The sequence below is a fragment of the Acidilutibacter cellobiosedens genome (assembly GCF_004103715.1).
GTDB lineage: Bacteria > Bacillota > Clostridia > Tissierellales > Acidilutibacteraceae > Acidilutibacter > Acidilutibacter cellobiosedens.
The window spans coordinates 936,576-961,652 of the sequence record NZ_CP035282.1 but is presented as its reverse complement, the minus strand read 5'-3'; the positions used below and the strand labels follow the sequence as shown (position 1 = coordinate 961,652).

Genomic DNA, 25,077 nt, shown 5'->3' with positions numbered 1-25,077 from the left:
TACCTCCTTACCGTTATACATCCAAAAATCTCTTAAGTGATAACAAGCTCCCCAGAACCCCTATACCTATACCTATGGCAAGAAATATTATGACTATATCCTGAAATAAAACATAAGGAGAAACTAAATATACCGTAAATATGATATACAGCCTTTCGTTTATTACTTTAAACAAATATTTGTACCCGAAATTGACTATTAATATGGATAATCCGGCTCCTACAACTCCCAGAAGGATGCCTTCAATAATAAATGGTCCTCTTATGTATCCGTTAGTTGCTCCAACATATTTCATAATGCTTATTTCCCTTCTTCTCGCTGCAACAGTAATTTTAATGGTATTTGAGATAATAAATACGGAAATAAACATTAATATAGCAATTATTGCTATACCGCCTATTTTTATATACCTTGATACAGTCAACATCTTATCTATAATATCCTTATAATATTTAATTTCCTCTATCCCGCTCATTCCTTTTATCTTGTCCACTACGTTATCAGCATATTTTATATCCTTCAATTGAATTACGTAAGAATTAGGAAGAGGATTTTCTTCCAGTCCTTCAAGGAGATACCCTTCGTCTCCCCATTCTTTTTTCATTATATTTAAAGCTTGTTCTTTAGATTGGAATACTACTGAATTTACCCCATCTGTTTCTTTAATACGGTTTTCAATTTTAGTTAATTGTTCCTCATCTGCATTATCATCTAAAAATACCTGTATCTCATCAAATTTATTCTTAGTTTCAATTACCACATTATTTATACTCAATACAATAATAAGAACCATACCAAGTATTACAAGAACTGCCGTTATGGAGCCTACGGAAGCCAAACCCATTGTTCTGTTTCTCCACATACCCTGAAAACCTTGTTTGACTATATTCTTAAATATGCGATGTCTCATGGTTATACACACCCTTCTCTTCGTCCCTTACTATTCTTCCTGATTCAAGAGCTATTACGCGTTTTTTCATTAAATCAACTATTTCCTTGGCATGAGTAGCCATTAAAACTGTAGTACCTCTTCTATTGATTTCTTTAAATATTTCCATTATTCCCCATGCTGTATCGTGATCAAGATTTCCGGTAGGCTCGTCCGCAATAAGTACAGGCGGATTATTAACTATTGCTCTTGCAATGGAAACCCTCTGATGTTCACCTCCCGACAACTGATTGGGATAACAATTTGCTTTATTGCTTAAATCAACCATACTTAACACCATAGGTACCCTCCTTCGTATCTCCTTTGGATGTGCACCTAATATTTCCATAGCAAAAGCTATATTTTCATACACAGTTTTATTGGGAAGAATTCTAAAATCCTGAAAAACTACCCCTATGGTTCTTCTTATATACGGGATTCTTCTGCTTTTCACTTTCGTTATATCCATCTCATTCAAAAATACACTTCCTGAAGTCAAATCCTCTTCTTTTAAAAGGAGCTTAATCAAAGTTGATTTTCCGGCACCACTTGGCCCCACTATAAAAACAAACTCTCCTTTATCTACCTTAACATTTATATTTGATAAAGCCTTTACTCCATTATCATAAGTTTTGCTTGCATTAACGAATCTAATCACTATATCACCTCTGTTAGCACATATCATAGATAATTTATAATTAAAATTTAAAATACAACATATTAATACTTTCTATGTAAATTTCATAACTCCTTTATTTTTATATAATTTTTTTCAACAAAATATATCCATACAATGATATTATTATAATATAAAAGAAACAATAAATAAACTATGAGGAGTGGTATTTTTGGATAAAATTTTGCTCAGAAAAAAACTTTTAGAAAAAAGAAGAAATATGAACACCGACGATATAAAAGAAAAAAATAAATTAATCAAAGAAAGATTGTATGATTCAGGCATCTATAAGAATTCCAAATTTATTATGGCTTATATTGATTTTAGGAATGAAGTGGAAACAAAAGAAATAATTAAATATTCATTAAAATTATCTAAAAGAATAGGAGTTCCCATTTCTATTCCCAAAACAAGAGAATTAATAATCTCTGAGCTATTCGATTTCGATAAAGAGTTAGAAAACGGGGTTTATAACATATTAACTCCCAAAAAAGAATTCATAAGAGAAATATCTCCCAAAGAAATTGATTTAGTATTAGTCCCAGCTGTTGCCTTTGACAGGAAGGGCTATAGAATAGGATATGGAGGAGGATATTACGACAGATTTTTTGAAAAATTAGATTCTCATACCATAAAGTTAGGCCTTGCTTTTGATATCCAAATCATTCCTGAGGTTCCAGCCGGAAAATATGATTTACCTGTAGATTATGTAATTACAAATAAAGAATTAATCAACTGCAAAGATCCTGATTAAAAACAATTTTAGTGTATTCTTTACTTTCAAGGATACACTAAAATCATTTATTTAGCAACTTTATTATTTATTCAAGCCTGCTGCAATTTTAACACATTGCTGATGCTGGGGATCTGTTTGTCCATCCATATGTCTTTTACTTCCCAAAAAATGAATATCAAAATGTCCATCCATTCCATTACCCTTTACATAATCAAAATTTATCCCTTTTCCATATCCTCCGCTTCTCCAAGTAGTATAAGCTCCTCCCTCGGCTTTATCATTTCCTGCGTGAGGCATAGCAGTAGCACTGGCGGCTATAAGCCTGTCCCCTATTTGAACAAGAACAGGTCTTCTTACCCAACTGAATCCTCCCCATATATCTTTCATTATATTTGTATCTTCTAAAGACAAGGTTTCACAATCCGCATGAAGGCTGCCTACAGACCTCTGAACCATAAAAGATTTTCCTGTATAAAAATCTATTACCTTAAATTTTGTACCTCTTGGAATCAGCCCGTCTACTTTGCTCCAGTCTAAATACTCTCCATATTTTCCTTCCGTATCAATTTTTTGGTTGGATGGCTTCTCTACACTTTCATTGACATTTTGACTTGATACTTTAGTTTCATCTTTTTTGGAACCTTCGCTTATGTTCTGTTGTTCTTTATTTTGTTTTGCTATGTTTAATTTCTGCCCTACTTTAAGTACTGTATTCTCATCTATTCCTTTATTTGCCTCAAAAATGCTTTCTATAGTAACGCCGTATTTTTTACATATGTCCCAAATATTATCTCCGTCAACCACAGTATATTCGGTCAAATCCGGCACATCTCTTTTTATTCCCCCTCTGCTGCTTATCTTAACTTCTTCTTTGCCGGGAATCTGAATAATCTGTCCCGGATATATCACCGTATTTTTATTAGCTTTATTTTCTTTAAGCATGTCCTCTAAACTTACATTATACTGCCGGCTTACTTTCCAAAAGGAATCTCCTTCTTTAATAGTATAAGGTGTAGCAAAAGATGTAGATGTCAGCCCCACCACTGAAGCCAACATTACTATGCCCACCTTCTTTTTAAGTTTTCTCATTTGTATTTCTCCCTTCAGATAAAATTTAAAACTCAATAAGGGTTCTATACAAATTGTTTATTTCCTTTAAGCAATTTATGGTGCTAAATCAAAATATGCCCTATTATTCTCTTTCCACCTCCAATTTTATACTGTCAGGAATATCATCCATATTGGTCTTAACAACAATAAAAGGATAAGTTATACATTGGGTTACCATTTCGTCAGGTTTTGGATCAACATATTTGGCATATACTATCAACTCAGATGTGCCTTTCCTATCTGTGATTTTTTCAATTCTATCAATAAATACACTATAACCTCCTGACATCTTTTCACCTCTTGTTACTACAACATAAACCTCATCACCAATTTTACAGCTTAATGCTTTTTCCTGAACTAAATACTTAGGAAGGATATCTTCTAACTTTTGTGGAACTTCATCAGATTTCAAAACTTTGAATTTCACTCTTTTATCACCTTCATTCAAATATTTTGGAATAAAAATCATTCCTGATATGATTATCCCTATTATTCCAATAATAACTATGGCTCTCTTCACCTGTACCCCCTCCACTTTATCTCTACCATAATATTATTCTATATCGAAATGGTTTATGTAAAAAAAAAGATAGATAACATACTAATAATTATCTATCCGTTAAATTTAAAGTTCTTATATAATCTTCTTTACTCTATTATAAATATTTTCTGCGGTAAACCCATATTTTTCAAGAACATCATCTACTGTACCGGATTCTCCGAAGGTGTCCTCCACTCCTATTCTTGACAATAAAACAGGGTAATTCTCAGAAAGAACTTCAGCTACTGCACTGCCCAATCCCCCTATAATACTGTGTTCTTCGGCAGTAATTATTTTCTTGGTTTCTTTCGCAGCCTTGATTATAATATCCTTATCTATAGGTTTAATTGTAGAAATATCAATTATTCTTGTGGATATCCCTTCCTTCTCCAGCATTTCTCCGGCTTTCAAAGCTTTTTCTACCATTATCCCCGTAGCTATAATGGTTACATCCTTACCTTTTTTAAGCTCTACTCCTTTTCCTATTTCAAATTTATAACTGTCGTCAAATATAGTCGGTACTTTACTTCTTCCCAGTCTAATATATACAGGCCCTTTATGTTCCGCTGCTTTAAATATACACTGACGGGCTTCCACTCCGTCAGCCGGATTCAATACTACCATATTAGGAATAGATCTCATAAGGCTTAAATCTTCTATAGCTTGATGAGTTGCTCCATCTTCTCCTACGGTAAGTCCTGCATGAGTTGCCGCTATCTTTACATTCAATTTGGGATAACAAATTGAATTTCTGATTATCTCATAAGCTCTCCCTGTCGCAAACATAGCAAAGGTACTTGCAAAAGGTATCTTCCCGCAGGTCGATAACCCTGCTGCAATTCCCATAAGATTTTGTTCAGATATTCCCACATCAAAAAATCTTTCCGGAAATTCTTCTTTAAAAACTATAGTCTTGGTGGATTTAGACAAATCCGCATCAAGGACTACTATATTTTTATTGAGTTTTCCGAGTTCTTTTAATGCTTCTCCGTATGCATCTCTTGTCGCCATTGCCTTAGTCATCTATTTCACCTCCAAGTTCAATTAATGCTTTTTCTGCCTGTTCTCTATCGGGAGCATTTCCATGCCAACCTACTTGATTTTCCATGAAGGAAACTCCCTTTCCTTTTATCGTTTTGGCTATAATCATTGTAGGTTTTCCTTTAGTGTTTTTTGACTTTTCAATTGCAGAAAATATTTCTTCAAAATTATGTCCGTCAATATTTATAACATTCCATCCAAAAGCTTTAAATTTTTCATCTATCGGTTCTATTCTTACTACCTCATCGTTTTTTCCGTCAATCTGCAATCCGTTGTGATCCATAAAAGCAGTCAGATTATCCAATTTGTTATGGCTGGCAAACATGGATGCCTCCCATATAATTCCCTCTTGAGATTCTCCGTCTCCGATGAGAGTATATACTCTATAATTCTTTTTATCAATTTTACCTGCCAATGCCATTCCTACCGCTGCAGAAAAGCCTTGCCCTAAAGAGCCTGTCGTCATATCGACTCCCGGAGTACCCTTCATATCCGGATGGCCCTGAAGCATTGAATTAATTTGTCTCAAATGCATCAACTCTTCCTTAGGAAAATATCCCCTCTCGGCTAAAGCTGCATAAAGTACGGGAGCACCATGGCCTTTGGAAAGGACAAACCTATCCCTGTCTTCCCATTTTGGGTTTTTAGGATCTATTTTCATTTCTTTAAAATACAAAGCCGTCAATATTTCACATGCCGAAAGAGACCCTCCCGGATGGCCGGATTTTGATTTCTCCAGCATTTTAATAATGTCAATTCTCAATTTTTTTGCAACGGACTTTAGTTCGTTATAATTTTCCATAAAATCCCTCCTACTTTTTTTCTATCTCTTTAAAACCTTCTCCTATAACTTCATTCATCTCAGTAATCATAATAAACGCATCCCTATCAATGGCCAGAACAATTTCTTTTATTTTAGCAAACTGAGATCTGTTTACTACACAGAGAAGTATATCCTTCTCCTCCTTAGTATACATACCCTTTCCCTTAAACAAAGTCACTCCTCTATTCAATCTTTCCATTATTGTTTCACTTACTTCTAAAGGTTTATCCGTTATAATCATAAATCCCTTTAAATATCCGAATCCTTCCAGCATCAAATCTATTACTTTAACACTTACGTATAAGGATATAATAGAGTAAAGAGAAACTTCTATTTTCTTATTCGCTACACCGGCAATTATTACTACCAACGTATCTATAACCATCATAAATACGGAAGTACTTAAAGCCGGGAATTTTTTATTAAGGATTGCACCGGCTAAGTCGGAACCTCCTGTTGTTCCTCCTTCTCTGAATACAATTCCCAGACCTATTCCCATCAGTACTCCTCCAAATATTGATGATAAAAGCAAATCAGTAGTTACAACCTTATAAGGAACAATTTTTAAAAAAAACGAAAGACCGATTGTGGCAAAAAGAGTCTTGGCTCCGAATATTCCTCCTAACATCAACATTCCTAATATAAATAAAGGAATATTAATAACTAAATTTGTGATATATACCGGAGCGCCTGTAATCTTCTTAATAACAATGGCAAGTCCTGTAACTCCACCAGGAGCTATAGTATTGGGCTCCAAGAAAAAATTTAATGATACGGCCATTATAGCGACACCTATTGTAATCCCTGAGTATGAAATAAATTTTTTATACCATTTTTCAATATATACCATACATATCTCCTTACCTATTTTACAGCATCCTTATTAAAAATAACCTTTAATATAAATTGAGGAAGAACTATCTGCCTTTTAATCCTCGATGGTTCTTTAATAAGCCTGTAGAACCATTCCAAGCCTAATCTCTGGAATACCTCCGGCGCTCTTTTTAAATTACCTGCAATAATATCCATTGTTCCTCCATTTCCTATAATCACTTTACACTTAAGCTTGTCTTTATATAAGTTTATCCATTTCTCTTGTTTAGGTATTCCCAAACCGACAAACAGGATGTCCGGCTCAGAATCATTTATCTTCCTTATTACCTCTAATTCTTCATCATTTCCCGGAAATCCTGTATGAGCTCCCTTAAAATATCCATTATTGTAACCTGATATATATAAATGAGGATATCTTTCTTTTATTTTCTCAGCAGCAGCTTTGGCTACTCCCTCTTTTCCTCCCAAAAGAAAAACCTTTAACTTTTCTTCATTTGCTACTTCAAGCATTTTTAGGGATGTATCAAATCCTGTGACTCTCTCCTTCAATGGATTTTTCTTTATCTTTGAAGCATAAATAAGTCCTATCCCATCAGGAATAACCAAATCCGCCGAATTTATTATTTTAATCAATTCCTTGTCTTTTTGCGCCATCATTATCATTTCTGTATTCGGAGTATATATAATTTTAGGCTTGTTTTCCTTTAGAAAGATTTTAATATTTTTCACTACTTCTTCTGAAGTAAGATTATCCACTCCTATTCCTAATATGTTTATCTTCCCCATGAAATCACCTACCATTTATCAATCTTAATGCCATGTAGACATTTTCCAGAGCTTTTTCTTTAAATACGTCTTCTTTTTCTTTTAATTTGGTTTTGAGATTACCTTTATTGTTCCACGCTTTATCAATAATTGAACAAAGTTCTATTACTTCTGCATTTTCTACATTACACATGTATTTCATTTCAATAAATTTTAAAAAGCCCTCTATTTTAGGATCATAAATCAATCCTACCATGGGAACCTTCTGAGTAGCCGCATATATAAGAGAATGAAGCCTCATGGCAATAATCATATCCAACCTCCTGATTATTCCCATAATATCCTCTACGCTGTATTTTTCGGATACAACAAAACAACCTTCTATCGTAATTTTTTCATAAATTTTCTTGCTTATATCCAAATCCTCGGGGTAATGCATAGGTATGAGTACCACATTAACTCCAAATTTTTTTATCATATATTCTATGGCCTGAGAAATATTTGAAATTAAATTTTTCGCACTTTTCCATTCTCTTACGGATACCCCTATGAGAGGTTTGTCTAAAGGTATTTTTTCAGCTTTAAATATATTTTCTATCTTTTCATTGTTGGAAGGCTCAAGGGTAAAAACCGGATCCGCAGTCACATATATATTTGGATTTTTTACCTGCAATTCCTTTAAATAATACCGAGAGTCTTCATCTCTTAAGGTTATCAAGTCCACCTTATCAAGTATCTTCCTTGTAAAGTTTCTATTAAATTTCTTATTTATGGGCCCTATCCCATTGGCATAGATCATAACGGGCTTTTTATTCATTAACGCTAACTTTATTAAAGTCAGATAATATATAATAGATCTGGTACTTGTTCCATCCTGAAGAAGACTTCCGCCGCCGCTTATAAACAGATCACAATTTTTCATTTCCTTTACAATATCATGAATTTGAAATCTGTTTATAGCTTTTATTCCATACATCTTCTCCGTATGGCTCGGCCGCTTGGATAAAACAAGTATTTTCACCTTATCATCCATTTTTTGAAAATCCTTTACTATGGCTTTGAGTATAGCGTCATCTCCGCTATTATCAAATCCATAGTATCCGGAAATAAGTACCTTCTTATCTGCTTTCATATATATTCTCCTTCTTACCTATCTAATCCTACAGATTTATCTGATATACGCATGAGTACTAAAATAAAAGATACTAAGAACCAAAATGTAATTATTATTTTAGGAAGATATAGGACATTTTCCACAGCTCCATGGGCCAATATAGCTGACAGCCCTGAAAGAACCCCTGCCGACACAGTACGGATATATCTATCCTTTTGATTTACTATAAGTTTCTTTATTGAATATTTGTACAAAATGAATATTAATATTATAAATATAATAAATCCTCCTATCCCCATTTCAGCCAAAGTTTCAAGATATGTATTATGGGCATGATAAGCAGGCATAGTTCTTATATAAGTTTCAAAAACTTGTTTAAAAGGAATATAGCCAAATCCTACACCGGCAATGGGAAAATCTTTTATAATATCAATAGCAATCTTCCAAATTTTAATTCTGTAAGCATTGGATGAATCTGCTAAATTCCCTATACTCATTATTCTGTTCATTATCGTTTCAGGAAGTAAATATACTCCTCCTATTCCTAGAGGAATCAGCAAAAGCAAAAGCCTCTTTTCCACCAATAAAACAAACACCAACATTCCAAAGGCAAATCCGAGCCAACCTCCTCTGGATAAAGTCAAAATCAATGCCAGCATCAATATTAAAGAAGTGACTAAAAACATGACCTTTTTATAAAACCTTTTATTATACCAAAATAATCCTATAGATACAGGCGTAGACATTATTAAATATTCCGCCAATATATTAGGGTTACCGAATACGGAAAATATTCGAGTGGTTACACCCGGATTATTGGCCATATCCAGCCATTTATCCTCCATCTTGACTCCTACCTTATATTGATAAAATCCGTAAAGGGCTATTAAAGTTGCAGAAAATACCATTACCGTTAATAATATATTCAAATCCTTTTTATTATCTATACTATTCATTACCGTAAAAGCAAAAGCAATAGCAGAAATATGAATAGCAAAATCCCTGAAGCTTCCCATTGGATTTAAACTTGTAATAGTCGAAATAGTTATCGCAATAACAAAAAGAGCAATAGGAGTATCTATGGAATTCGTAGTTAAAGGATTTATTCTTTTAAAAGTACCTTTATACAAAAAAGCAGCAAAAATGAAAATCAAATAAATCAATCCTGCCATATCAGGCAAAAATGGAATGAAAAGAGGAGCCAAAAATATTCCTATTTTTATATCATGAAGTATCAATATTCCTACTACCGTTCCCATAAATAAAGCGGCGAAATATTTCAAAGGCAATTCAAAATATATTAGAGAAAAAATTATTCCCAAAGCTATAGGGAGGACTAGTTCTTTTTTATGAATTTTTTCTACCACCATTTCTCCCCTCTTTCCTCATCTATTAAAAATAAATTTTTTACAAAATTAAACATAAAGCTGTTTTCCAATATTTCTTTATAATTTTTTTCCAATTTTAAGCTCATTAAAGAAAAAATAATTAAAATAAAAGATACAATATAGGATTTACCTGTAAATTTCCCTCTGACCATATCATTTATAATAATAAATATTCCAAAGGAAATAAAGAAAAAGGAAAAAGTATTTATTATAGAAACATCATCTTTAAATAACACGGAACAACAATTACTTATAATACTTCCTTTCTTGTCTTTAGTAACTATTTTCTTAATAAACTCGATGAATTTATTAATGCCTTTTATAAATATCCTATAAATTTTATATAATAAGCTTTCCTCTATAAGCTTTCTGTTTGAAATAAAAATACCTGCAAATACAGAACCTTTAAATAAAGCTTTAATTCCTCTTCCTATAAAATTCAAAATTCTTTTTAATATACTATATTCGTAATTTTTTCTAATAAAGTTCCATATCTTTGAAAGTATGCCTACAAATATACTACTGTACATATTACCACTCCTAAGAATCTATTTTACTTCAACACCTAAAATAGTCCCAAATACCGCAACTTTTTTATTTTTAAGTCTGTACTGAGCACCTATCCTAATCTGTTCTCCTCCTGCTATTACCGCATCCTGTGTTTCTTTTGCATCATCACTTTCAACAGTAAGTATCGCTACATATTCGTCGGGAACCACTGCATTAACCCATCGTCCGTCTCCGCTTTCCACAGGTTCTCTGTAATCCTCAACGGTTTTATCTACTATCTTTCCAAGATAAGTTCCCTTGTCATAATGATACAAAGGATCTCCAACTACAAGCCCCTCTACTGTAGGAGTTCTTATTTCGGAAACTTCTATCGTTATAATTGCCTTTTTAGAATCCGAAACCATTTCAGGCCTTGTTGTTACAAATCTTTTAACCCCGCCTACTATTAATAATACAAGAGCAACTATTACCACCAAATCAATTATATTTATTATTCCAAATAATTTTCCCTTTTCATTTATTATCTTCATTATTTTTGCCTCCTGTTTTTCAAAATTTCATTATAAGTTTTAATATGATCTTTTACCATTTTATCAGAAGAAAATTTTTCTTCTACACTATTATATAGATTTTCTCCCATAGTTTTTATTATACTCTTATCCTCCAAAAGATTAAGTATATATTTTGAAAGAGCACGATAATCTCCCACATCGATAAGAAAACCATTGTATCCGTTTTCTATCAAATCTTTTATACCTCCTACATTAGTACTTATTACAGGTTTCTTAACCCTCGCTCCTTCTAATATTACATAAGGAAAGCTTTCACTTAAAGAAGTAAGGACATTAATATCAATTGCATTAAAAAACGAATATTGATCCTTTACAAATCCTAAAAAATATACCTTATCCGATATATTCAATTTTTCCGTCAAAGAGACGAGCTCTTTTTGGTCATTTCCCTCACCTGCAATGAGAAATATAACATCATCTCTCTTCTTCAAAACTTCAGCGGCCCCTTTTATAAAGGTTTCATGATCTTTTACGGCATCAAGCCTTGCCGCTATTCCAACTAAAATTTTATTCTCTCCTGAAATATTATATCTTTCAAGAAATTCTTTTTTATTAACATACTCTATTTTTTCATTTAAATCTATTCCATTATAGACAATAAATATCTTTTTTTCATCAAAACCTCTATCGATAAGCATTTTTTTAAAGTTATTGGAAATGGCAATATAATAATCGAATTTTTTTAATGCAATAGAATTAATTGCCGTATACACTATTCTTTTATAAACATTGTCTTTAAAATCCAATTTATAATCACTATGTATAGTAGTAACAAAAGGTTTATCAATTTTTCTCTTTAAAAGCATACCGATAGTATTGGCCCTTGCTCCATGGCAATGGATAATATCATAATTTTCCTTTTCAATCTCTTCTTCAAGTCTTGTAATTACACTTAAATCATATCTTTCTTTTTGCTTATAAACTTCTATATTAATACCTGCTTTTAACCCGTCTTCATAAAATGTATCCTCTATGAAACAAATAACCTTGGCATCAATATTTTTCCCTAAACCCTTAAGCAAAGATATAATATGAGTTTTAGCCCCACCAGTGTCTCCACCGCTTATAAGATGAAGTACTTTCATTATTCTTCAGCTCCTCAATGGAGCTTTCCTCCCTTCTGATTTCCTTATTGTGATACTGCCTTTCTTTCAATAAATTCATTTACTACGTGGCTGTACTTTTTTTTATAAGCTTTCCCCTTTCGAAATGATAAAAAAAGATTGTATTCACTACTTAATTGTCTAAAGTTGTTGCAATCAAATTTTTCTGTTTCAAGAAACTCTTTAATTTTTTTGACTTCCTCATAATTTCCCTTAACAAATACTTCTGCCGCGGCTCCCTTATCTAATATAAGCTTTTTTCTCCGGTTCAAAAGGATAAAGGCGTCGAAACCCATTGCCCATTGAGATTTAAATATTGAAAATAATTTTTCCTTCTTTTTAAATATATCATCTTCCATAATATTCATACTGTTTATAATTTCAGGCATAATAGGACAGTTAACTTCATACATATATATATTTTCAAAATTTCCTCCCTCTTTGCTCAAGGCATTTATAAGTAATTTAGTAGTCTCTACATGATCCCTATGCCCATCAATCAAAAATGGAGTATAGATAATATCCGGTTTAACTGAATTAAGTATTTCACATATTTCATTGATTAATTCAATTTTATTTGAATCTACTTGTCCGTCCTCTTCATTTAAAAAATACATTTCCTTTATGTTTAAAACTTTCTTTAATTCTTCTCCTTCTTTTCTTCTCAGTTCTATCGTTCTGTCTTCAGAAAATTCTGATGTGCTTCCTCTCCCGTCTGTTATATATACGACAGATACTTCATCAGAGTTATCTTTATGCTTTAATAAGGCTCCTCCCAATCCTATCGTCTCATCGTCCACATGAGGTGAAAATACAAGAACATTTTTCCCTCTTTTAAACATATCATCCACATCAATATTATCATTTTTAGAACTGTTTTTATAATAATAATAAGTATAAATTTTATTAAATAGGATAATGGGATATTTCAATAATATCTTTATTATTCTTTTTATCATATTCTCACCTCAATATATATCCGATTCTATTGGCATTAAATACCAATTTTTTTCTTCAAAGATATAAGGGTCTATTTCATGATTTTCAGTCAAATTTTTCACTGCAAAGGGAATGGTACTTTTAGTTTTAATAAATCCCAATTTTTTAATCGTTTCTCCATATATCATCCCATTCAATATCCAGCATACAGTAAAATTAACTCCGTCAGTTTTCAGATATTCTTTAGCCTTTTCATATAAGCACACTATAACATCTTCATTTTCTCCAACCAAGTCTACAATACTCCCAAATTTTAAAGGATATTTTCCTCTGACAAATTTTTCCTCAACTTTAAAAATTATGTATCCTTTAATATTGCCGTCTTTGACTGCTGCAAAAGTCTTATAAGGTATGGTAGGATGGTCCTTCACTCTCCAATTTAAAAATACACTTTCTCTTGCAGTCATTGTAGGATACTTATCTTTTACCTCTTTCCAAAATTCATCAAATCTGTTATCAAAAGAAGTGATTTCTTCTATTTCATAAGTATTTTTGCTTTTGATAACTTTTCCTCTATATATTTTTACCATGAGCATTGCAGGTACAGCTAATATTTTACTTAAAATTTTATTTTTAATCAAGTCCTCCATTAAATTATCTATCCTGTATACATCCATATATAGGGGAATATCACAAACCAAGCTTCCTCCCAGCTTTTCAAGTATTCCCTGAAGAGCTGGTTTACTCGGAAACCCGTATCTAAATTTAATATCTCTTTTTATTCCCAATTCATAGGAATAAAATGCCATATGCTCATAGTATCCCCTTCTTCTAAAATCCTTATGAACCATGGCATCAATTGATTGTCCTCCCAAAACTTCTCTGCCTCCCAACTGCATTTTGGAAGGAAGAAGAGTACATTGTCCCACTATTCGGCCATTTTCATCTTCCAAAGCCATTACTCCTTGTCCATAAGGGTTTTTAAGGAATTCCCATTTCCAATATTCTACATTTCTATTTTTATTAAATACCTCATTAAAAAGTTTGACTATTCCTTCTTCGTCTCCTATTTTGTAAGGTCTTAATTCCGCCAATTAAATCCCTCTTCTCATCTATTTGATTTCATATTCTCCCATAACCATAAGAATCAATTTGTCTGCTGCATATATTCCTCTCCCATCGTCTCTTGGTATAAGAATCATATGATTTGCAGGCACGTTTTCATCCATTTGAAGATCTTTTCCGTCGGTAACATCACAAATTCCTCCCAGTTGCCCAGCTATAACTTTACCCTTTCCACCTCTAAGTATTATTTCTGTCCCCGAACTACCTATTATTGATTGACCTTCTTCTACTTCTACTATTTCTAACTTATTCTTTCCTGATACCTTTTCATCTATATAATATCTGAGCTGATCTATCCTCTTTTCTACATATGTTTGAGAAACCAACGGATCTTCTTCTGTTCCCGGCTCCGAAAAACTTCTTGTCCCCAAAGATACTAACACTAATGCTAATATCAATACACTTAACAAAAATATATCTATTTTTGTTTTTCTTTCCATAAAAAAATTCCTCCTTCTATTGATTATACTATACATTTCTATTATGTAAAACAAAAAATTACATCAAAAAATAAGCATGTTTTTTTTCATGCTTATTTCAAAGGTCCACTAACCCTAAACTTATTTTTATGCACTCATCAACCTTAACCATCATTTCATCGCTGAACCTTCCAATTTTTTCTCTAAGCCTTTTTTTATCTATAGTTCTTATTTGTTCTAAAAGTACTACAGAATCTCTTGGAAGACCATATTCCGCATTAATTTCCACATGTGTAGGCAATTTAGCCTTATTTATTTGAGATGTAATCGCAGCTATAATAATTGTAGGGCTATATCTATTCCCAATATCATTTTGAACTACTAAAACAGGCCGAACCCCTCCTTGTTCGGAACCTATAACCGGACTTAAGTCCGCATAAAAAATATCTCCTCTTTTTATAATCACCATTGTTCACACCCTGTTAATTTTGCTTCGTAAACATACAATTCTCTCATATCCTGTTCCATACCTATTTCAGCTATGGACAAATTAATCTTACTCATTTCTTTGTATCCGTTCTTTAACTTCTCTTCTATTTCCACTTTGCTCTTTTCCCTAATGTACAGTTTCATAGCCTCTCGTACAAATTCACTTCTATTCTTTTTTTCAATTGATACTATAAAATCTACTTCTTCCAATAAGCTATCAGGTAAACTTATCATAATTTTTTTAGTCCCAGCCATATTTATTAATCGCACCCCCAAGCTTTGAAGCCTTACAAAATAATCCCCTCGCAAGATACACTTAAAATAAGTATATTATTTTATCTTCGCCATGTCAACGGTAAGCCATATATTTATATTATTCCAATAAATAATCTACAATATTTACTATTTCTCCATCTTTTATATATACTCTGGGAACACGTCTTCCTACCATACACACTATTTCATAATTTATAGTGCCGAGTTTCTCCGCTATTTCATCAGTATGAGGAGAATTGTCTCTCCCATCTCCAAATAGTATCACTTCGTCCCCTACTTTTACATCATCTATATCCGTTACATCTATCATACATTGGTCCATGCATATCTTCCCTACTATAGGAGCTCTTTTACCTTTAATCCCAACCTCTCCTTTATTTGTTAAAAGTCTTGTAAAGCCATCGGCATATCCTATTGGTACAGTAGCAATTTTACTTTCTCTTTTTGTCACAAATATTTGCCCATAGCTTATTCCTGTTCCTTCAGGGACTGTTTTTACATTTGATATTTTGGCTTTTAAGGTCAATGCAGGTTTAAGATCAATTTTATTTAAGTTTACTTCTTTAGACGGAGATAAACCGTATATAATTATTCCTGCTCTTACCATATCAAGATTATATTCCGGCAGATCTATTATAGCAGCACTATTGGATACGTGCTTTATGGGAATGTTTATCTTCTTTTTCTCAAGTTCTTCCATCACCCAATTAAATTTTTTGTATTGTTCCCTTGCAGAGCTTTTATCCTTTTCGTCTGCCTTTGCAAAATGAGTAAATATTCCTTCCATTGTAATATAAGGCAAATGAGATATTTTTTCTATCTCTTTAACACTTTCATCATTGGGAAGAAATCCGATTCTACCCATACCGGAATCAATTTTTATATGGATTACGGCATTTTCCCCAAGTTTTTTGGCTTCCTTAGAAATATTCTCTGCATCCTTATAACTATAAACCGTTTGTATAATATCCCATTCAATTGCCGTATGATTTTGAGAACCCGGAGTATATCCCAATATAAGGATGGGAGCTTTTATCCCTGCTTTTCTTAATTCTATACCTTCTGATAAAGTTGCAACAGCCAATCTGTCTGCTCCGTTATTTAAAAATACCTCTGAAGCTTCAACGGCCCCATGACCATAAGCGTTTGCCTTTACTACAGCAGTAACCATAGTTCCTTTTTTAGTTAATCTTCTCACCTCTTTAATATTATGGGCTAAATTATCAAGATTTATCTCCGCCCATACAGGCCTTGTTTCTTCTAATTCTTTCATCTTACGATTCCCTCCTCAAAATTCTTCTTCAATTACAGTATCATAACAAAAATTCTCATATAGTATCTCTACGCTTACATTATCATGTTTATCCAGCAAATTCAGCTTATAAGGAGTAAAATCCTTTATGTTAAACCATACCTTTTGGTAATACCTCAAGTCGCTCTTATTAATCATAGGAATTTTAATTACTATATACTTTTCATCCTCAATGGTTTCCTGGGTAATATGTGATTCTTCCAAAAGGTTTAAGTTTCTAAAAAAATCTCCCATAAAAAGTTCTTTATCCAGGCTATCCACTTTATCAATAGAAATAGACTGACCTATAATAGGCTGATTTAGAAAAAGCCTATTTCCATTATATATAATTATACACCCTTTTGTTTCTTTTGGCTCAATAATTTTCAATTTAAATTTATCCGGTTTTACAAACGTTTCTTCTATTTTATATGTAGATTTCTTATTTTGATTCATTATTGTAATGTTTGAAATCGTCGAGTAATTTTCAAAATTATTGATGGTCTTCTGTAATTCATACAAATTATCTTTATCTGTTGGTATCTTAAATAAAAGTAGTAAAAGTATCAATATAATTATACTACCAACAAATAATTTTTTCATTAAAATTATCCCAACCTTTTTTCCATAATATTTAATATCGAAGGTATACTATTCATTATGTCTCCTGCGGTCATGCCGTATTCTCCCTTTGATAATTTGGCAAGATCTCCCGAAAGTCCATGAACATATACCCCCAACATGCTACTATGAAACTCATCAATACCTTGCCCTAACAAACTCAATATTATGCCCGTCAAGACATCTCCGCTTCCTGCTGTAGCCATGCCCGGATTTCCTGTTCTGTTCACATAAACATTTCCTTGCGGACTTGCAACAATAGTATTTACCCCTTTAAGAACAGTTATTACATTATATTTTGCAGAAAAATTTTTAGAATACTTAATTTTGTTAAGTTTTATATCCTCCGGAGAGAGTTTAATAAGCCTTGAAAATTCTCCCATATGGGGTGTAATAACGGTCGGTCCTTTTCTTTCATAAAGAACATCCAAATCAAAGGATAGAAAGTAAAGTCCATCTGCATCCAGTACTATAGGGCCTTTAAAGTTTTTCAGTACTTCAAATACCATTTCCTTTGTTTCCTCGTCTCGATCAATGCCCGGTCCCAAAGCCAAAGCATCCATTTCACTTATTTGATTTAACATTTCATCCATTGAAGACAAATTAAAAAATCCTTTTTTATCATCTTCAACAGAAATTACTATTTCTTCCGTAAATTTAACGGAAAGAATGTCTCTTATTGATTTGGGAACTATAGAATATACCAATCCGCTTCCGGTCTTTAAAGAAGATTTGCTGCAAAGAAAAGGAGCTCCGGTATATTTCAAACTTCCTCCTATCACTCCTACTCTTCCGTAATTTCCTTTATAGGAATCCTTCTTTCTCTTAGGTAATATAGAAATCATATTTTCATCAACAACAATTTCATCGCCGCAGGAATTTCTTTCTCCTACAGCATAGGCTATAGCATAATCTTTCTCATGACTTATGCTGATATGAATATTGTCTATAGTTTTTCCACTAAAGATAGAATATCCCTTTCCTCTCAATCTGACTGACGGTTTACCTTTCTTATCATGAATTATTTCTATATCCTTCCATGAAATTTTCCCCATTCCTATGCCTAAGACCTTTAATACAGCTTCTTTTCCGGCAAACATTCCGCTTACAGTAGTAAAACTTTTATTCTTGTATCTGATATATTCTATTTCCTCTTTAGTAAAAATCCTATTTAAAAATTTTTCATCATATCTTTCTAATATATTTTTTATTCTTTCCACCTTTACAATATCGGTACCAACATTCACGATCATAATTAATATCTCCTTTATCTGAATATGTCGGTAAATCTTTTGCCTAAATTTATTCCTAATAAATTAGCCATAACTATAACAAACTGAAACAGAAAATATATAACTCCTATAAAAAATATTAAAACAAAAAATAACTTTATTTTTCCTTTTGATTTATCATCTAATTTTTTCTTTCGAATATATCTTTCAATTATCATCGTAAAAAATCCAAAAAATATTTCTAAAACTCCTAATAACAATAGTATCAAAAATATAACTTTAATAAGCATATTAACCCTCTCTATCTAATATTCTTTTATCTAATTTTTCTATTTCGTCATTTCCCAACATATTATGCAGAAATATATATATGCCATTTATTCTTTCTTCATGATCATACTTTTCATTTATAAGGGTTTTAGTTTCTTCTCTCATTCTATCTATTTCCTCTACTAAAAAATTAAATCTTTCTTTTTCCTGTTTTAAAATATTATATCCATATTCTATTGTAGATTTCAAAAGCTGAAAATTTATCTCCTCAATTTCTTTAGAAATCGCTTCGGAATCAAGAGATAATTCATCTGCCCTTTCATTAATTGATAAAATCTCTTCCTTATAATCATCCAATTTATCAACTTCTTCAAATTCTTCTTTATTATTAACCGCATTAGACACTTCAAGGATCTTCTTCATGATCTGTGATTTTCTATATTGAAGATCATCTATTTCTTTAAATAAATTTCTTTCAGATTCTAAAGACTCTTCAAGTTTCTTTTTTAATTTTTGAATATCTATACAATCTACGTCTTCGAATAGCTTAATCCAATTTTTATCTTCAATTAATATTGGAATTTTATTTTTTACCATTATATCATCATCTATATTTATTTGTTTTAAAATCATTTCCATACCCCCTTAATTTAATTATACTATAAACAGGGCTATTAATTAAAAAGTATTTTAGATGTTAAATTTTTACGGAATGTATGATATTATTAAATAGGGTTTAAAAATGCCTTTATAGCTGAATATAAGAATTTTATTCAAAAAACAATTTTTATTAAATCAAAAAAATAGGAATTTAGTCTCATAAAAAAGGCCTCTATTGAAGCATTAATATATTAAGGAAATTATGATTTTCCTATGGAATATAAAAATATTAATGAAAGGAAAATGATATGAACCATTTTACAGATTTAAAATCTTATACTTTGGAAGAAAAAGAAAATATATTTAAAGAAAGATACGGAAATAAAATTCAATTCATAGGCAAAAACAATAGAATAATAAATATTATAAGGGCTCTGAATAAAAACACAAAACCAAATCCCGAAAAATTAGGTGTTGTAGAAGGAATATGGGAATTAAACATGGTTGAAAAATATAATATTAAAATAAAATATTTTTTAATATCCATTGAAGAAATATATACCATAGAAGCCCAAGAATTAGTTAACAGCTATGCCGAAAGTACTCAAAAAATATTTGCAATTTCAAAGAAAGTATTTGAAGCTATAAGTGAAAAGGTAAATTCTCAAGGTCTCATTGCAGTATGTTATTTACCCATTAAAAGTTTAGAAGACATTCCATTAAAAAATAACAGCACTTTGGTCATCCTTGATGGATTGGAAATACAGGGAAACGTAGGAACTATAATAAGATCGGCAGATGCTACCGATGTAGACGGAGTAATTTTTACTAACAGAAAAATTCGGCTAAATCATCCTAAGCTTATACGAAGCAGTATGGGCAGTTTTTTTAAGGTACCGGTTATCGACTCGAATTTCGACGAAACCATAAAATGGCTCAATAAAAATAATTTTAAGATAATCCTTACAGATACTAAAGGAAATTTAAATTTTTACGAATCGAATTACACTGGAAGAATAGCAGTAGTAATGGGAAGCGAAAAATACGGTATATCGGAAGAATGGTACAGCACAAATCATACTTCCGTTTCCATTCCCATGTTCGGAGACTGTGATTCATTAAATGTGGCTATTGCAGCAACAGTAGTACTATATGAAATAACATTAAAACAAAAAAAATTAAGATAAGAATTAATTCTTATCTTAATTTTTTATCTATTAAAAATTTGGCAATCAGGGGCTAATTAATATTCCTTAAGGTATTCCTTAATCTCATAAGGCTGAACTATCTGCCTGTATTCTTCCCATTCCTTTAATTTAGCGGAAATATATTTATTAGTTATATGCGCTCCCAATGCATCTTTTATTAATTCATCTTTTGAAAACTCATCTATTGCTTCAAAAATATTTTTGGGTAAGCACTTTATTCCTTTTTCTTCTCTTTCCTTCGAACTCATTGAATAGATATTTTCATTAATAGGTGCAGGGGGAACAATTTTATTCTTTATTCCGTCAAGGCCAGCAGTAAGAACAGCTGCTAAAGCTAAGTAGGGATTACATGAAGGGTCAGGACATCTAAGTTCAAATCTTGTAGACAAACCTCTTTTTGCGGGTATTCTAACCAACGGGCTTCTGTTTCTTTCGGACCAAGCTATATAGACAGGAGCTTCAAATCCTGAAACCAACCTTTTGTAAGAATTAATTAAAGGATTTGTTATAGCCAGATATCCTTTAACATGTTTGAGAATTCCTCCTAAAAAATAGAGAGCTTCTTGACTGATGTGATCTTCTGTGTTTTTATCATAAAATATATTTTCTCCGTTTTTAAAAAGTGACATATTTAAATGCATTCCCGAACCCGCAATTCCTGTCACAGGTTTCGGCATAAAGGTGGCAAAGAGCCCTAAATCATCTGCTACCTTTTTAACCACATATCTGAATGTAGTAATTCTGTCTGCAGTAGTTAAGGCATCAGCATATTTAAAATCAATTTCTTGCTGTCCCGGCCCTACTTCATGATGAGAAGCTTCCACTTCAAAGCCTAATCCTTCTAAAGTAAGAACTATAGCTTCCCTTACTTCTTCTCCCTCATCTAACGGGGCGATGTCAAAATATCCTGCCTTATCATTACTATCTAATATAGGATTTCCGTTTTCATCCAAGCCAAATATATAAAATTCCGGTTCAGGTCCTACATAAAAATCATATCCCATATCTTCTGCTTTTTTCAAAGCTGACTTAAGAACGTGCCTTGGGCAGCCAACAAATGGTTCTCCCTGAGGAGTATATACATCACATATTATACGGGCAGTATTTTCTCCTCCATGAGTTTTCCAAGGAAGTACCACAAAGGTGGATAAATCAGGATATAAGTACATGTCTGATTCTTCTATTCTGGTAAAACCTTCAATTGATGAACCGTCAAACATGACTTCATTAGCAAGTATTTTATCCAATTGACTGGAAGGTAAAGTGACTTTTTTAGATTTTCCAAAAATATCTGTAATTTGAAGAACTATAAATCTGATCTCTTTTTCTTTAATAATTCTTCTGATATTTTCAATCTGATTTTCTTTTTCACCCTTCAACTCTTTCATGCTGATCCTCCTTATTCATATTTCAATAAATATTTTTTAATTTTATCTCTTTACCATGAAAAAGTCAAGGTGATATTTCAGAGGATAATGTTTTCAACAAAAAATATTTTAAATTTATTTTTTGCAACCGATGAGAAAACCTATTTTAATCTAATAAAAGATTTATTACATTTACAGTTTTCCTGATCCAATTCTCTTTTAAATATTTCTGTAAATATCTTTGTTATTTTTTCCTTCTTATCTCCTATTGCCTGAGAAATATCATGGATTGCCGTATCAAGATTATCTATTCCGCTGCACCAATTTGTTACAATCCCTACAGTACTATAGCACATTCCTAATTCCTTTGCCAAAACTACTTCCGGAACATTAGTCATACCTACTACATCTCCTCCTAAGGACTTATACATTTTAATCTCACTAGCGGTTTCAAATCTCGGACCTTCAGTACATACATAAACTCCTTCTCCAGCAATAGGAAGATTTTCTTTCTTTGCTTCCTCATAGAAAAGTTTTATTAAATTTCTACAGTAGGGTTCCCTCATATCGACATGAACTACTCCCTTTTCTTTGCCTTCATAAAAAGTAGAGGGTCTCGATTTTGTAAAATCCATAAAATCTTTAATTACTACTATGCTGCCCGGTTTATATTTCTCATTCATTGAACCTACGGCTGCCGTCGAATATACATATTTTACTCCGACCTTTTTCAGTGCCTTCATATTTGCCCTGTAATTTATCAAGTGAGGAGGAACAGAATGATTTTTACCATGCCTTGCTAAAAAAGCTATTTCCTCATCCTGAACTTCCACTACATCTATTAAAACTTCACCATATTCAGTCCACACAGCTTTTTCACTCATTTTATCCCCTATATCATATACTCCCGTACCACCAATTATAGCCTTTAACATAATCCTCTTTCCTCCCAAAGAATAGAAATATTCTCATACTATAACCATTATATCACAAATAAACTTCATCTCAATACGATATCAACCTAAAAAAAGTAACTTCCGCCATATTAAATAAAAAGCAAAAGTTACTTTTTAATTACCTTCAAAACTATTCATTTTCTATTATTAATTTAACTTTCATAAGCCTTACGATGTTTCCTCTTTCATTTTCTTCCAACTTCATAGTTATATATTTTATAGTTTCTTCTAATTGGGGTATCATTATATATTCCAATGCGTTGACTCTTCTTCTTGTCTTTTCGATTTCATCTGCCATAAGCTGGCATGATTTCTCTATTTCGGCCAATCGAAGTAAAGAGGGAAGGATATCATAAAATTTTTTTATTGCCATATCCAGTTCTCCGGTAGTCTGAACAAAACCATAGGGATAAATACTAAAATTGTCTTTACCTTTTTTTACAAAATTCATTTCAGGAACACTAACACCCATTATATTTTTCTTAGATATGTCAAGGCTTATTTCTTCAATAGGAATCATTATGGATTCCTCAAGAACTTCTGTTCCCATAACAGCTTTTGCCATCATGAAATCCTTCAAAGATTGAGAAAGTTCATTTTCAACCTTTACTCTAAGGTCATTGTTCAGCCTGATCATATCAATAAATTTTTTCATAAGCTCGTCTTGTTTATCCTTTAAGAGTTTATGGCCTTTCTCTGCTACATTAAGCCTTTTTTTAAGGTTAGTAAGTTCCATTCTTGTCGGATTTACATTCAATCTCATTCTTTCTCATCCTTTCGGAGATACTTCTCTATATATTCATCTTTTATTCTCTTTAGTTCTGAAACAGGAATCATTCTGAGAAGTTCCCATCCAAGGTTTAAAGTCTCTTCTATGCTTCTTTCCTCATATTCTCCCTGAGAAACATATCTATTTTCAAATTCATCGGCAAATTTAGCATATATCTTATCCATATCAGACAAAGCCGATTCTCCCAATACTATAGCCAACTCCTTAGACTGCTTTCCTTGAGCATAAGCTGCAAATAATTGGTTCATAGTATCTGCATGATCCTCCCTTGTTTTTCCTTTACCTATACCCTTATCTTTCAGCCTCGAAAGAGATGGAAGAACATTAACCGGAGGTATAATTCCCTTTCTGTAAAGTTCACGGCTTAATATTATCTGTCCTTCCGTTATATACCCCGTAAGATCCGGAATAGGATGGGTTATGTCATCTTCCGGCATCGTAAGAATAGGTATCTGAGTTATTGAGCCTTTTTTCCCGATTATTCTTCCTGCCCTTTCATACAAAGTAGAAAGATCTGTATATAGATACCCCGGATAGCCTCTTCTTCCCGGTACTTCTTTTCTGGCTGCGGAAATTTCTCTTAAAGCCTCTGCATAATTTGTCATATCTGTCATTATAACTAAAACATGCATGTCCTTTTCATATGCTAAATATTCTGCACATGTAAGTGCCATTCTCGGAGTTGCAATTCTTTCAATCGGAGGATCATCGGCAAGGTTTACAAACAAAACCGCCCTGTTTATGGCTCCCGTTTTCTTAAAATCTTCCATAAAAAAATTTGCTTCCTCAAATGTTATTCCCATAGCTGCAAATACAACGGCAAATTCACTTTCAGAACCTAAAACTTTTGCCTGTCTTGCTATTTGAGCAGCAAGGCGAGAATGAGGAAGACCCGAGCCTGAAAATATAGGAAGTTTTTGTCCTCTTACCAATGTATTTAACCCATCTATTGCAGATATTCCCGTTTGTATAAATTCCGAAGGATAATCTCTTGAAACCGGATTTATAGGTTCTCCCTCAACATCTACTCTTTTGTCAGGGATTATTTTAGGCCCTCCATCCTTTGGCCTGCCTAAGCCGTCAAATATTCTTCCGAGCATATCTATGGAAACTCCAAGTTCAAGGGATTTCCCAAGAAATCTCACTTTGCTGTTCTTTAAATTTATTCCCATGGAACTTTCAAAAAGCTGAATCAATGCTTTATTTCCATTTATTTCAAGAACTCGCCCTCTTCTCACTTCTCCCGACTGGGTTTCAATTTCAACTAACTCATCATAGGCCGCATCTTCTACCATATCCACAATCATCAAAGGTCCTGCAACTTCTTTTATTGTTTTATATTCCTTAACCATT

29 protein-coding genes are annotated in these 25,077 nt (G+C 32.4%); 2 read left to right on the top strand and 27 right to left on the bottom strand.

Annotated features, from left to right (window positions below; genetic code table 11):
* Positions 1-13: 13 nt before the first annotated feature.
* Entirely contained in the window at positions 14-910 is an 897-nt protein-coding gene (gene ftsX / locus EQM13_RS04610) for a permease-like cell division protein FtsX (RefSeq protein ID WP_071140330.1), read from the bottom strand.
* On the bottom strand, positions 891-1,586 hold the full coding sequence (ftsE, locus tag EQM13_RS04605) for a cell division ATP-binding protein FtsE (RefSeq protein WP_128752052.1): 696 nt from the start codon (positions 1,584-1,586) through the stop codon (positions 891-893). The genes ftsX and ftsE overlap by 20 nt, the downstream gene beginning before the upstream one ends.
* A gap of 190 nt (positions 1,587-1,776) precedes the next feature.
* Between ftsE and EQM13_RS04600 the strand changes: the two genes are divergently transcribed.
* On the top strand, positions 1,777-2,358 hold the full coding sequence (locus EQM13_RS04600; protein ID WP_128752051.1) for a 5-formyltetrahydrofolate cyclo-ligase: 582 nt from the start codon (positions 1,777-1,779) through the stop codon (positions 2,356-2,358).
* 63 nt (positions 2,359-2,421) lie between these two features.
* Here EQM13_RS04600 and EQM13_RS04595 read toward each other — a convergent pair whose 3' ends face one another.
* The 21 genes from EQM13_RS04595 to EQM13_RS04495 form a co-directional block, all read right to left on the bottom strand.
* A complete protein-coding gene (locus EQM13_RS04595) occupies positions 2,422-3,429 on the bottom strand; it encodes a LysM peptidoglycan-binding domain-containing protein (RefSeq protein WP_071140327.1) in 1,008 nt (335 codons plus the stop codon).
* Between the two features lie 103 nt (positions 3,430-3,532).
* Positions 3,533-3,970: a protease complex subunit PrcB family protein gene (locus tag EQM13_RS04590; RefSeq protein WP_071140326.1), complete on the bottom strand. Its 438-nt coding sequence runs from the start codon at positions 3,968-3,970 to the stop codon at positions 3,533-3,535.
* 114 nt (positions 3,971-4,084) lie between these two features.
* The gene (locus EQM13_RS04585; protein ID WP_128752050.1) at positions 4,085-5,014 is read right to left on the bottom strand and encodes a transketolase family protein; all 930 of its coding nucleotides are present in this window, start codon (positions 5,012-5,014) and stop codon (positions 4,085-4,087) included.
* Positions 5,007-5,834 carry a transketolase gene (locus EQM13_RS04580; RefSeq protein ID WP_071140324.1) on the bottom strand — a complete coding sequence of 276 codons (828 nt, stop codon included), beginning with the start codon at positions 5,832-5,834 and terminating at the stop codon, positions 5,007-5,009. The genes EQM13_RS04585 and EQM13_RS04580 overlap by 8 nt, the downstream gene beginning before the upstream one ends.
* A 10-nt stretch (positions 5,835-5,844) precedes the next feature.
* Positions 5,845-6,705, bottom strand: coding sequence for a YitT family protein (locus EQM13_RS04575; RefSeq protein ID WP_071140323.1), 861 nt, complete (start codon positions 6,703-6,705; stop codon positions 5,845-5,847).
* 14 nt (positions 6,706-6,719) lie between these two features.
* Positions 6,720-7,475, bottom strand: coding sequence for a WecB/TagA/CpsF family glycosyltransferase (locus EQM13_RS04570; protein WP_071140322.1), 756 nt, complete (start codon positions 7,473-7,475; stop codon positions 6,720-6,722).
* A 4-nt stretch (positions 7,476-7,479) separates the two neighbouring features.
* Positions 7,480-8,586 (bottom strand): polysaccharide pyruvyl transferase CsaB, encoded by a 1,107-nt coding sequence (gene csaB / locus EQM13_RS04565; RefSeq protein WP_071140321.1) that lies wholly within the window; start codon positions 8,584-8,586, stop codon positions 7,480-7,482.
* Between the two features lie 14 nt (positions 8,587-8,600).
* Positions 8,601-9,938, bottom strand: coding sequence for an O-antigen ligase family protein (locus EQM13_RS04560; protein ID WP_128752049.1), 1,338 nt, complete (start codon positions 9,936-9,938; stop codon positions 8,601-8,603).
* The gene (locus EQM13_RS04555) at positions 9,929-10,486 is read right to left on the bottom strand and encodes a hypothetical protein (RefSeq protein WP_071140320.1); all 558 of its coding nucleotides are present in this window, start codon (positions 10,484-10,486) and stop codon (positions 9,929-9,931) included. Before EQM13_RS04555 ends, EQM13_RS04560 begins: the two co-directional genes overlap by 10 nt.
* 18 nt (positions 10,487-10,504) lie before the next feature.
* Entirely contained in the window at positions 10,505-10,996 is a 492-nt protein-coding gene (locus EQM13_RS04550; RefSeq protein WP_071140319.1) for a DUF4330 domain-containing protein, read from the bottom strand.
* Positions 10,996-12,123: a glycosyltransferase family 4 protein gene (locus tag EQM13_RS04545; RefSeq protein ID WP_071140318.1), complete on the bottom strand. Its 1,128-nt coding sequence runs from the start codon at positions 12,121-12,123 to the stop codon at positions 10,996-10,998. The genes EQM13_RS04550 and EQM13_RS04545 overlap by 1 nt, the downstream gene beginning before the upstream one ends.
* Before the next feature lie 44 nt (positions 12,124-12,167).
* On the bottom strand, positions 12,168-13,100 hold the full coding sequence (locus EQM13_RS04540; protein ID WP_071140317.1) for a PIG-L deacetylase family protein: 933 nt from the start codon (positions 13,098-13,100) through the stop codon (positions 12,168-12,170).
* A 9-nt stretch (positions 13,101-13,109) separates the two neighbouring features.
* Complete coding sequence (locus tag EQM13_RS04535; protein WP_071140316.1) at positions 13,110-14,174, bottom strand: GNAT family N-acetyltransferase; 1,065 nt, start codon at positions 14,172-14,174, stop codon at positions 13,110-13,112.
* Positions 14,175-14,192: 18 nt separating this feature from the next.
* Complete coding sequence (locus EQM13_RS04530; protein WP_071140315.1) at positions 14,193-14,645, bottom strand: hypothetical protein; 453 nt, start codon at positions 14,643-14,645, stop codon at positions 14,193-14,195.
* A gap of 97 nt (positions 14,646-14,742) precedes the next feature.
* The gene (locus EQM13_RS04525) at positions 14,743-15,090 is read right to left on the bottom strand and encodes a type II toxin-antitoxin system PemK/MazF family toxin (protein ID WP_071140359.1); all 348 of its coding nucleotides are present in this window, start codon (positions 15,088-15,090) and stop codon (positions 14,743-14,745) included.
* The gene (locus EQM13_RS04520; protein ID WP_071140314.1) at positions 15,087-15,368 is read right to left on the bottom strand and encodes a CopG family ribbon-helix-helix protein; all 282 of its coding nucleotides are present in this window, start codon (positions 15,366-15,368) and stop codon (positions 15,087-15,089) included. The genes EQM13_RS04525 and EQM13_RS04520 overlap by 4 nt, the downstream gene beginning before the upstream one ends.
* 118 nt (positions 15,369-15,486) lie before the next feature.
* Positions 15,487-16,662, bottom strand: a complete 1,176-nt coding sequence (gene alr / locus EQM13_RS04515; RefSeq protein WP_071140313.1) for an alanine racemase — start codon at positions 16,660-16,662, stop codon at positions 15,487-15,489.
* A 15-nt stretch (positions 16,663-16,677) separates the two neighbouring features.
* Positions 16,678-17,283 carry a LolA family protein gene (locus EQM13_RS04510; protein ID WP_071140312.1) on the bottom strand — a complete coding sequence of 202 codons (606 nt, stop codon included), beginning with the start codon at positions 17,281-17,283 and terminating at the stop codon, positions 16,678-16,680.
* A gap of 5 nt (positions 17,284-17,288) precedes the next feature.
* On the bottom strand, positions 17,289-18,554 hold the full coding sequence (locus EQM13_RS04505) for an NAD(P)H-hydrate dehydratase (RefSeq protein WP_071140311.1): 1,266 nt from the start codon (positions 18,552-18,554) through the stop codon (positions 17,289-17,291).
* Positions 18,555-18,568: 14 nt separating this feature from the next.
* On the bottom strand, positions 18,569-18,823 hold the full coding sequence (locus EQM13_RS04500) for a hypothetical protein (RefSeq protein ID WP_071140310.1): 255 nt from the start codon (positions 18,821-18,823) through the stop codon (positions 18,569-18,571).
* A gap of 1 nt (position 18,824) precedes the next feature.
* Complete coding sequence (locus EQM13_RS04495) at positions 18,825-19,436, bottom strand: hypothetical protein (RefSeq protein WP_071140309.1); 612 nt, start codon at positions 19,434-19,436, stop codon at positions 18,825-18,827.
* Positions 19,437-19,711: 275 nt separating this feature from the next.
* On the opposite strand from EQM13_RS04495, the gene EQM13_RS04490 reads away from it, so the two are divergent.
* On the top strand, positions 19,712-20,590 hold the full coding sequence (locus EQM13_RS04490; protein ID WP_128752048.1) for a TrmH family RNA methyltransferase: 879 nt from the start codon (positions 19,712-19,714) through the stop codon (positions 20,588-20,590).
* 56 nt (positions 20,591-20,646) lie between these two features.
* On the opposite strand, the gene glnA is transcribed toward EQM13_RS04490, so the two are convergent.
* The 4 genes from glnA to EQM13_RS04470 form a co-directional block, all read right to left on the bottom strand.
* The gene (gene glnA, locus EQM13_RS04485) at positions 20,647-21,999 is read right to left on the bottom strand and encodes a type I glutamate--ammonia ligase (protein ID WP_128752047.1); all 1,353 of its coding nucleotides are present in this window, start codon (positions 21,997-21,999) and stop codon (positions 20,647-20,649) included.
* A gap of 140 nt (positions 22,000-22,139) precedes the next feature.
* Positions 22,140-22,913, bottom strand: a complete 774-nt coding sequence (locus EQM13_RS04480) for an S-methyl-5'-thioinosine phosphorylase (RefSeq protein ID WP_114217942.1) — start codon at positions 22,911-22,913, stop codon at positions 22,140-22,142.
* Between the two features lie 151 nt (positions 22,914-23,064).
* Positions 23,065-23,697, bottom strand: coding sequence for a V-type ATP synthase subunit D (locus EQM13_RS04475; RefSeq protein ID WP_071140305.1), 633 nt, complete (start codon positions 23,695-23,697; stop codon positions 23,065-23,067).
* Positions 23,694-25,076, bottom strand: a complete 1,383-nt coding sequence (locus tag EQM13_RS04470) for a V-type ATP synthase subunit B (protein WP_128752046.1) — start codon at positions 25,074-25,076, stop codon at positions 23,694-23,696. The genes EQM13_RS04475 and EQM13_RS04470 overlap by 4 nt, the downstream gene beginning before the upstream one ends.
* Position 25,077 lies beyond the last annotated feature (1 nt).

Excerpts from the sequence above, each read along its gene's own strand:
- ftsX (WP_071140330.1), bottom strand. The coding sequence starts at position 910 with ATGAGACATCGCATATTTAAGAATATAGTCAAACAAGGTTTTCAGGGT.
- EQM13_RS04595 (WP_071140327.1), bottom strand. The coding sequence starts at position 3,429 with ATGAGAAAACTTAAAAAGAAGGTGGGCATAGTAATGTTGGCTTCAGTG.
- EQM13_RS04585 (WP_128752050.1), bottom strand. The coding sequence starts at position 5,014 with ATGACTAAGGCAATGGCGACAAGAGATGCATACGGAGAAGCATTAAAA.
- EQM13_RS04580 (WP_071140324.1), bottom strand. The coding sequence starts at position 5,834 with ATGGAAAATTATAACGAACTAAAGTCCGTTGCAAAAAAATTGAGAATT.
- EQM13_RS04575 (WP_071140323.1), bottom strand. The coding sequence starts at position 6,705 with ATGGTATATATTGAAAAATGGTATAAAAAATTTATTTCATACTCAGGG.
- EQM13_RS04570 (WP_071140322.1), bottom strand. The coding sequence starts at position 7,475 with ATGGGGAAGATAAACATATTAGGAATAGGAGTGGATAATCTTACTTCA.
- csaB (WP_071140321.1), bottom strand. The coding sequence starts at position 8,586 with ATGAAAGCAGATAAGAAGGTACTTATTTCCGGATACTATGGATTTGAT.
- EQM13_RS04560 (WP_128752049.1), bottom strand. The coding sequence starts at position 9,938 with ATGGTGGTAGAAAAAATTCATAAAAAAGAACTAGTCCTCCCTATAGCT.
- EQM13_RS04555 (WP_071140320.1), bottom strand. The coding sequence starts at position 10,486 with ATGTACAGTAGTATATTTGTAGGCATACTTTCAAAGATATGGAACTTT.
- EQM13_RS04550 (WP_071140319.1), bottom strand. The coding sequence starts at position 10,996 with ATGAAGATAATAAATGAAAAGGGAAAATTATTTGGAATAATAAATATA.
- EQM13_RS04545 (WP_071140318.1), bottom strand. The coding sequence starts at position 12,123 with ATGAAAGTACTTCATCTTATAAGCGGTGGAGACACTGGTGGGGCTAAA.
- EQM13_RS04540 (WP_071140317.1), bottom strand. The coding sequence starts at position 13,100 with ATGATAAAAAGAATAATAAAGATATTATTGAAATATCCCATTATCCTA.
- EQM13_RS04530 (WP_071140315.1), bottom strand. The coding sequence starts at position 14,645 with ATGGAAAGAAAAACAAAAATAGATATATTTTTGTTAAGTGTATTGATA.
- EQM13_RS04520 (WP_071140314.1), bottom strand. The coding sequence starts at position 15,368 with ATGGCTGGGACTAAAAAAATTATGATAAGTTTACCTGATAGCTTATTG.
- alr (WP_071140313.1), bottom strand. The coding sequence starts at position 16,662 with ATGAAAGAATTAGAAGAAACAAGGCCTGTATGGGCGGAGATAAATCTT.
- EQM13_RS04510 (WP_071140312.1), bottom strand. The coding sequence starts at position 17,283 with ATGAAAAAATTATTTGTTGGTAGTATAATTATATTGATACTTTTACTA.
- EQM13_RS04505 (WP_071140311.1), bottom strand. The coding sequence starts at position 18,554 with ATGATCGTGAATGTTGGTACCGATATTGTAAAGGTGGAAAGAATAAAA.
- EQM13_RS04500 (WP_071140310.1), bottom strand. The coding sequence starts at position 18,823 with ATGCTTATTAAAGTTATATTTTTGATACTATTGTTATTAGGAGTTTTA.
- EQM13_RS04495 (WP_071140309.1), bottom strand. The coding sequence starts at position 19,436 with ATGATTTTAAAACAAATAAATATAGATGATGATATAATGGTAAAAAAT.
- EQM13_RS04490 (WP_128752048.1), top strand. The coding sequence starts at position 19,712 with ATGAACCATTTTACAGATTTAAAATCTTATACTTTGGAAGAAAAAGAA.
- glnA (WP_128752047.1), bottom strand. The coding sequence starts at position 21,999 with ATGAAAGAGTTGAAGGGTGAAAAAGAAAATCAGATTGAAAATATCAGA.
- EQM13_RS04480 (WP_114217942.1), bottom strand. The coding sequence starts at position 22,913 with ATGTTAAAGGCTATAATTGGTGGTACGGGAGTATATGATATAGGGGAT.
- EQM13_RS04475 (WP_071140305.1), bottom strand. The coding sequence starts at position 23,697 with ATGAGATTGAATGTAAATCCGACAAGAATGGAACTTACTAACCTTAAA.
- EQM13_RS04470 (WP_128752046.1), bottom strand. The coding sequence starts at position 25,076 with ATGGTTAAGGAATATAAAACAATAAAAGAAGTTGCAGGACCTTTGATG.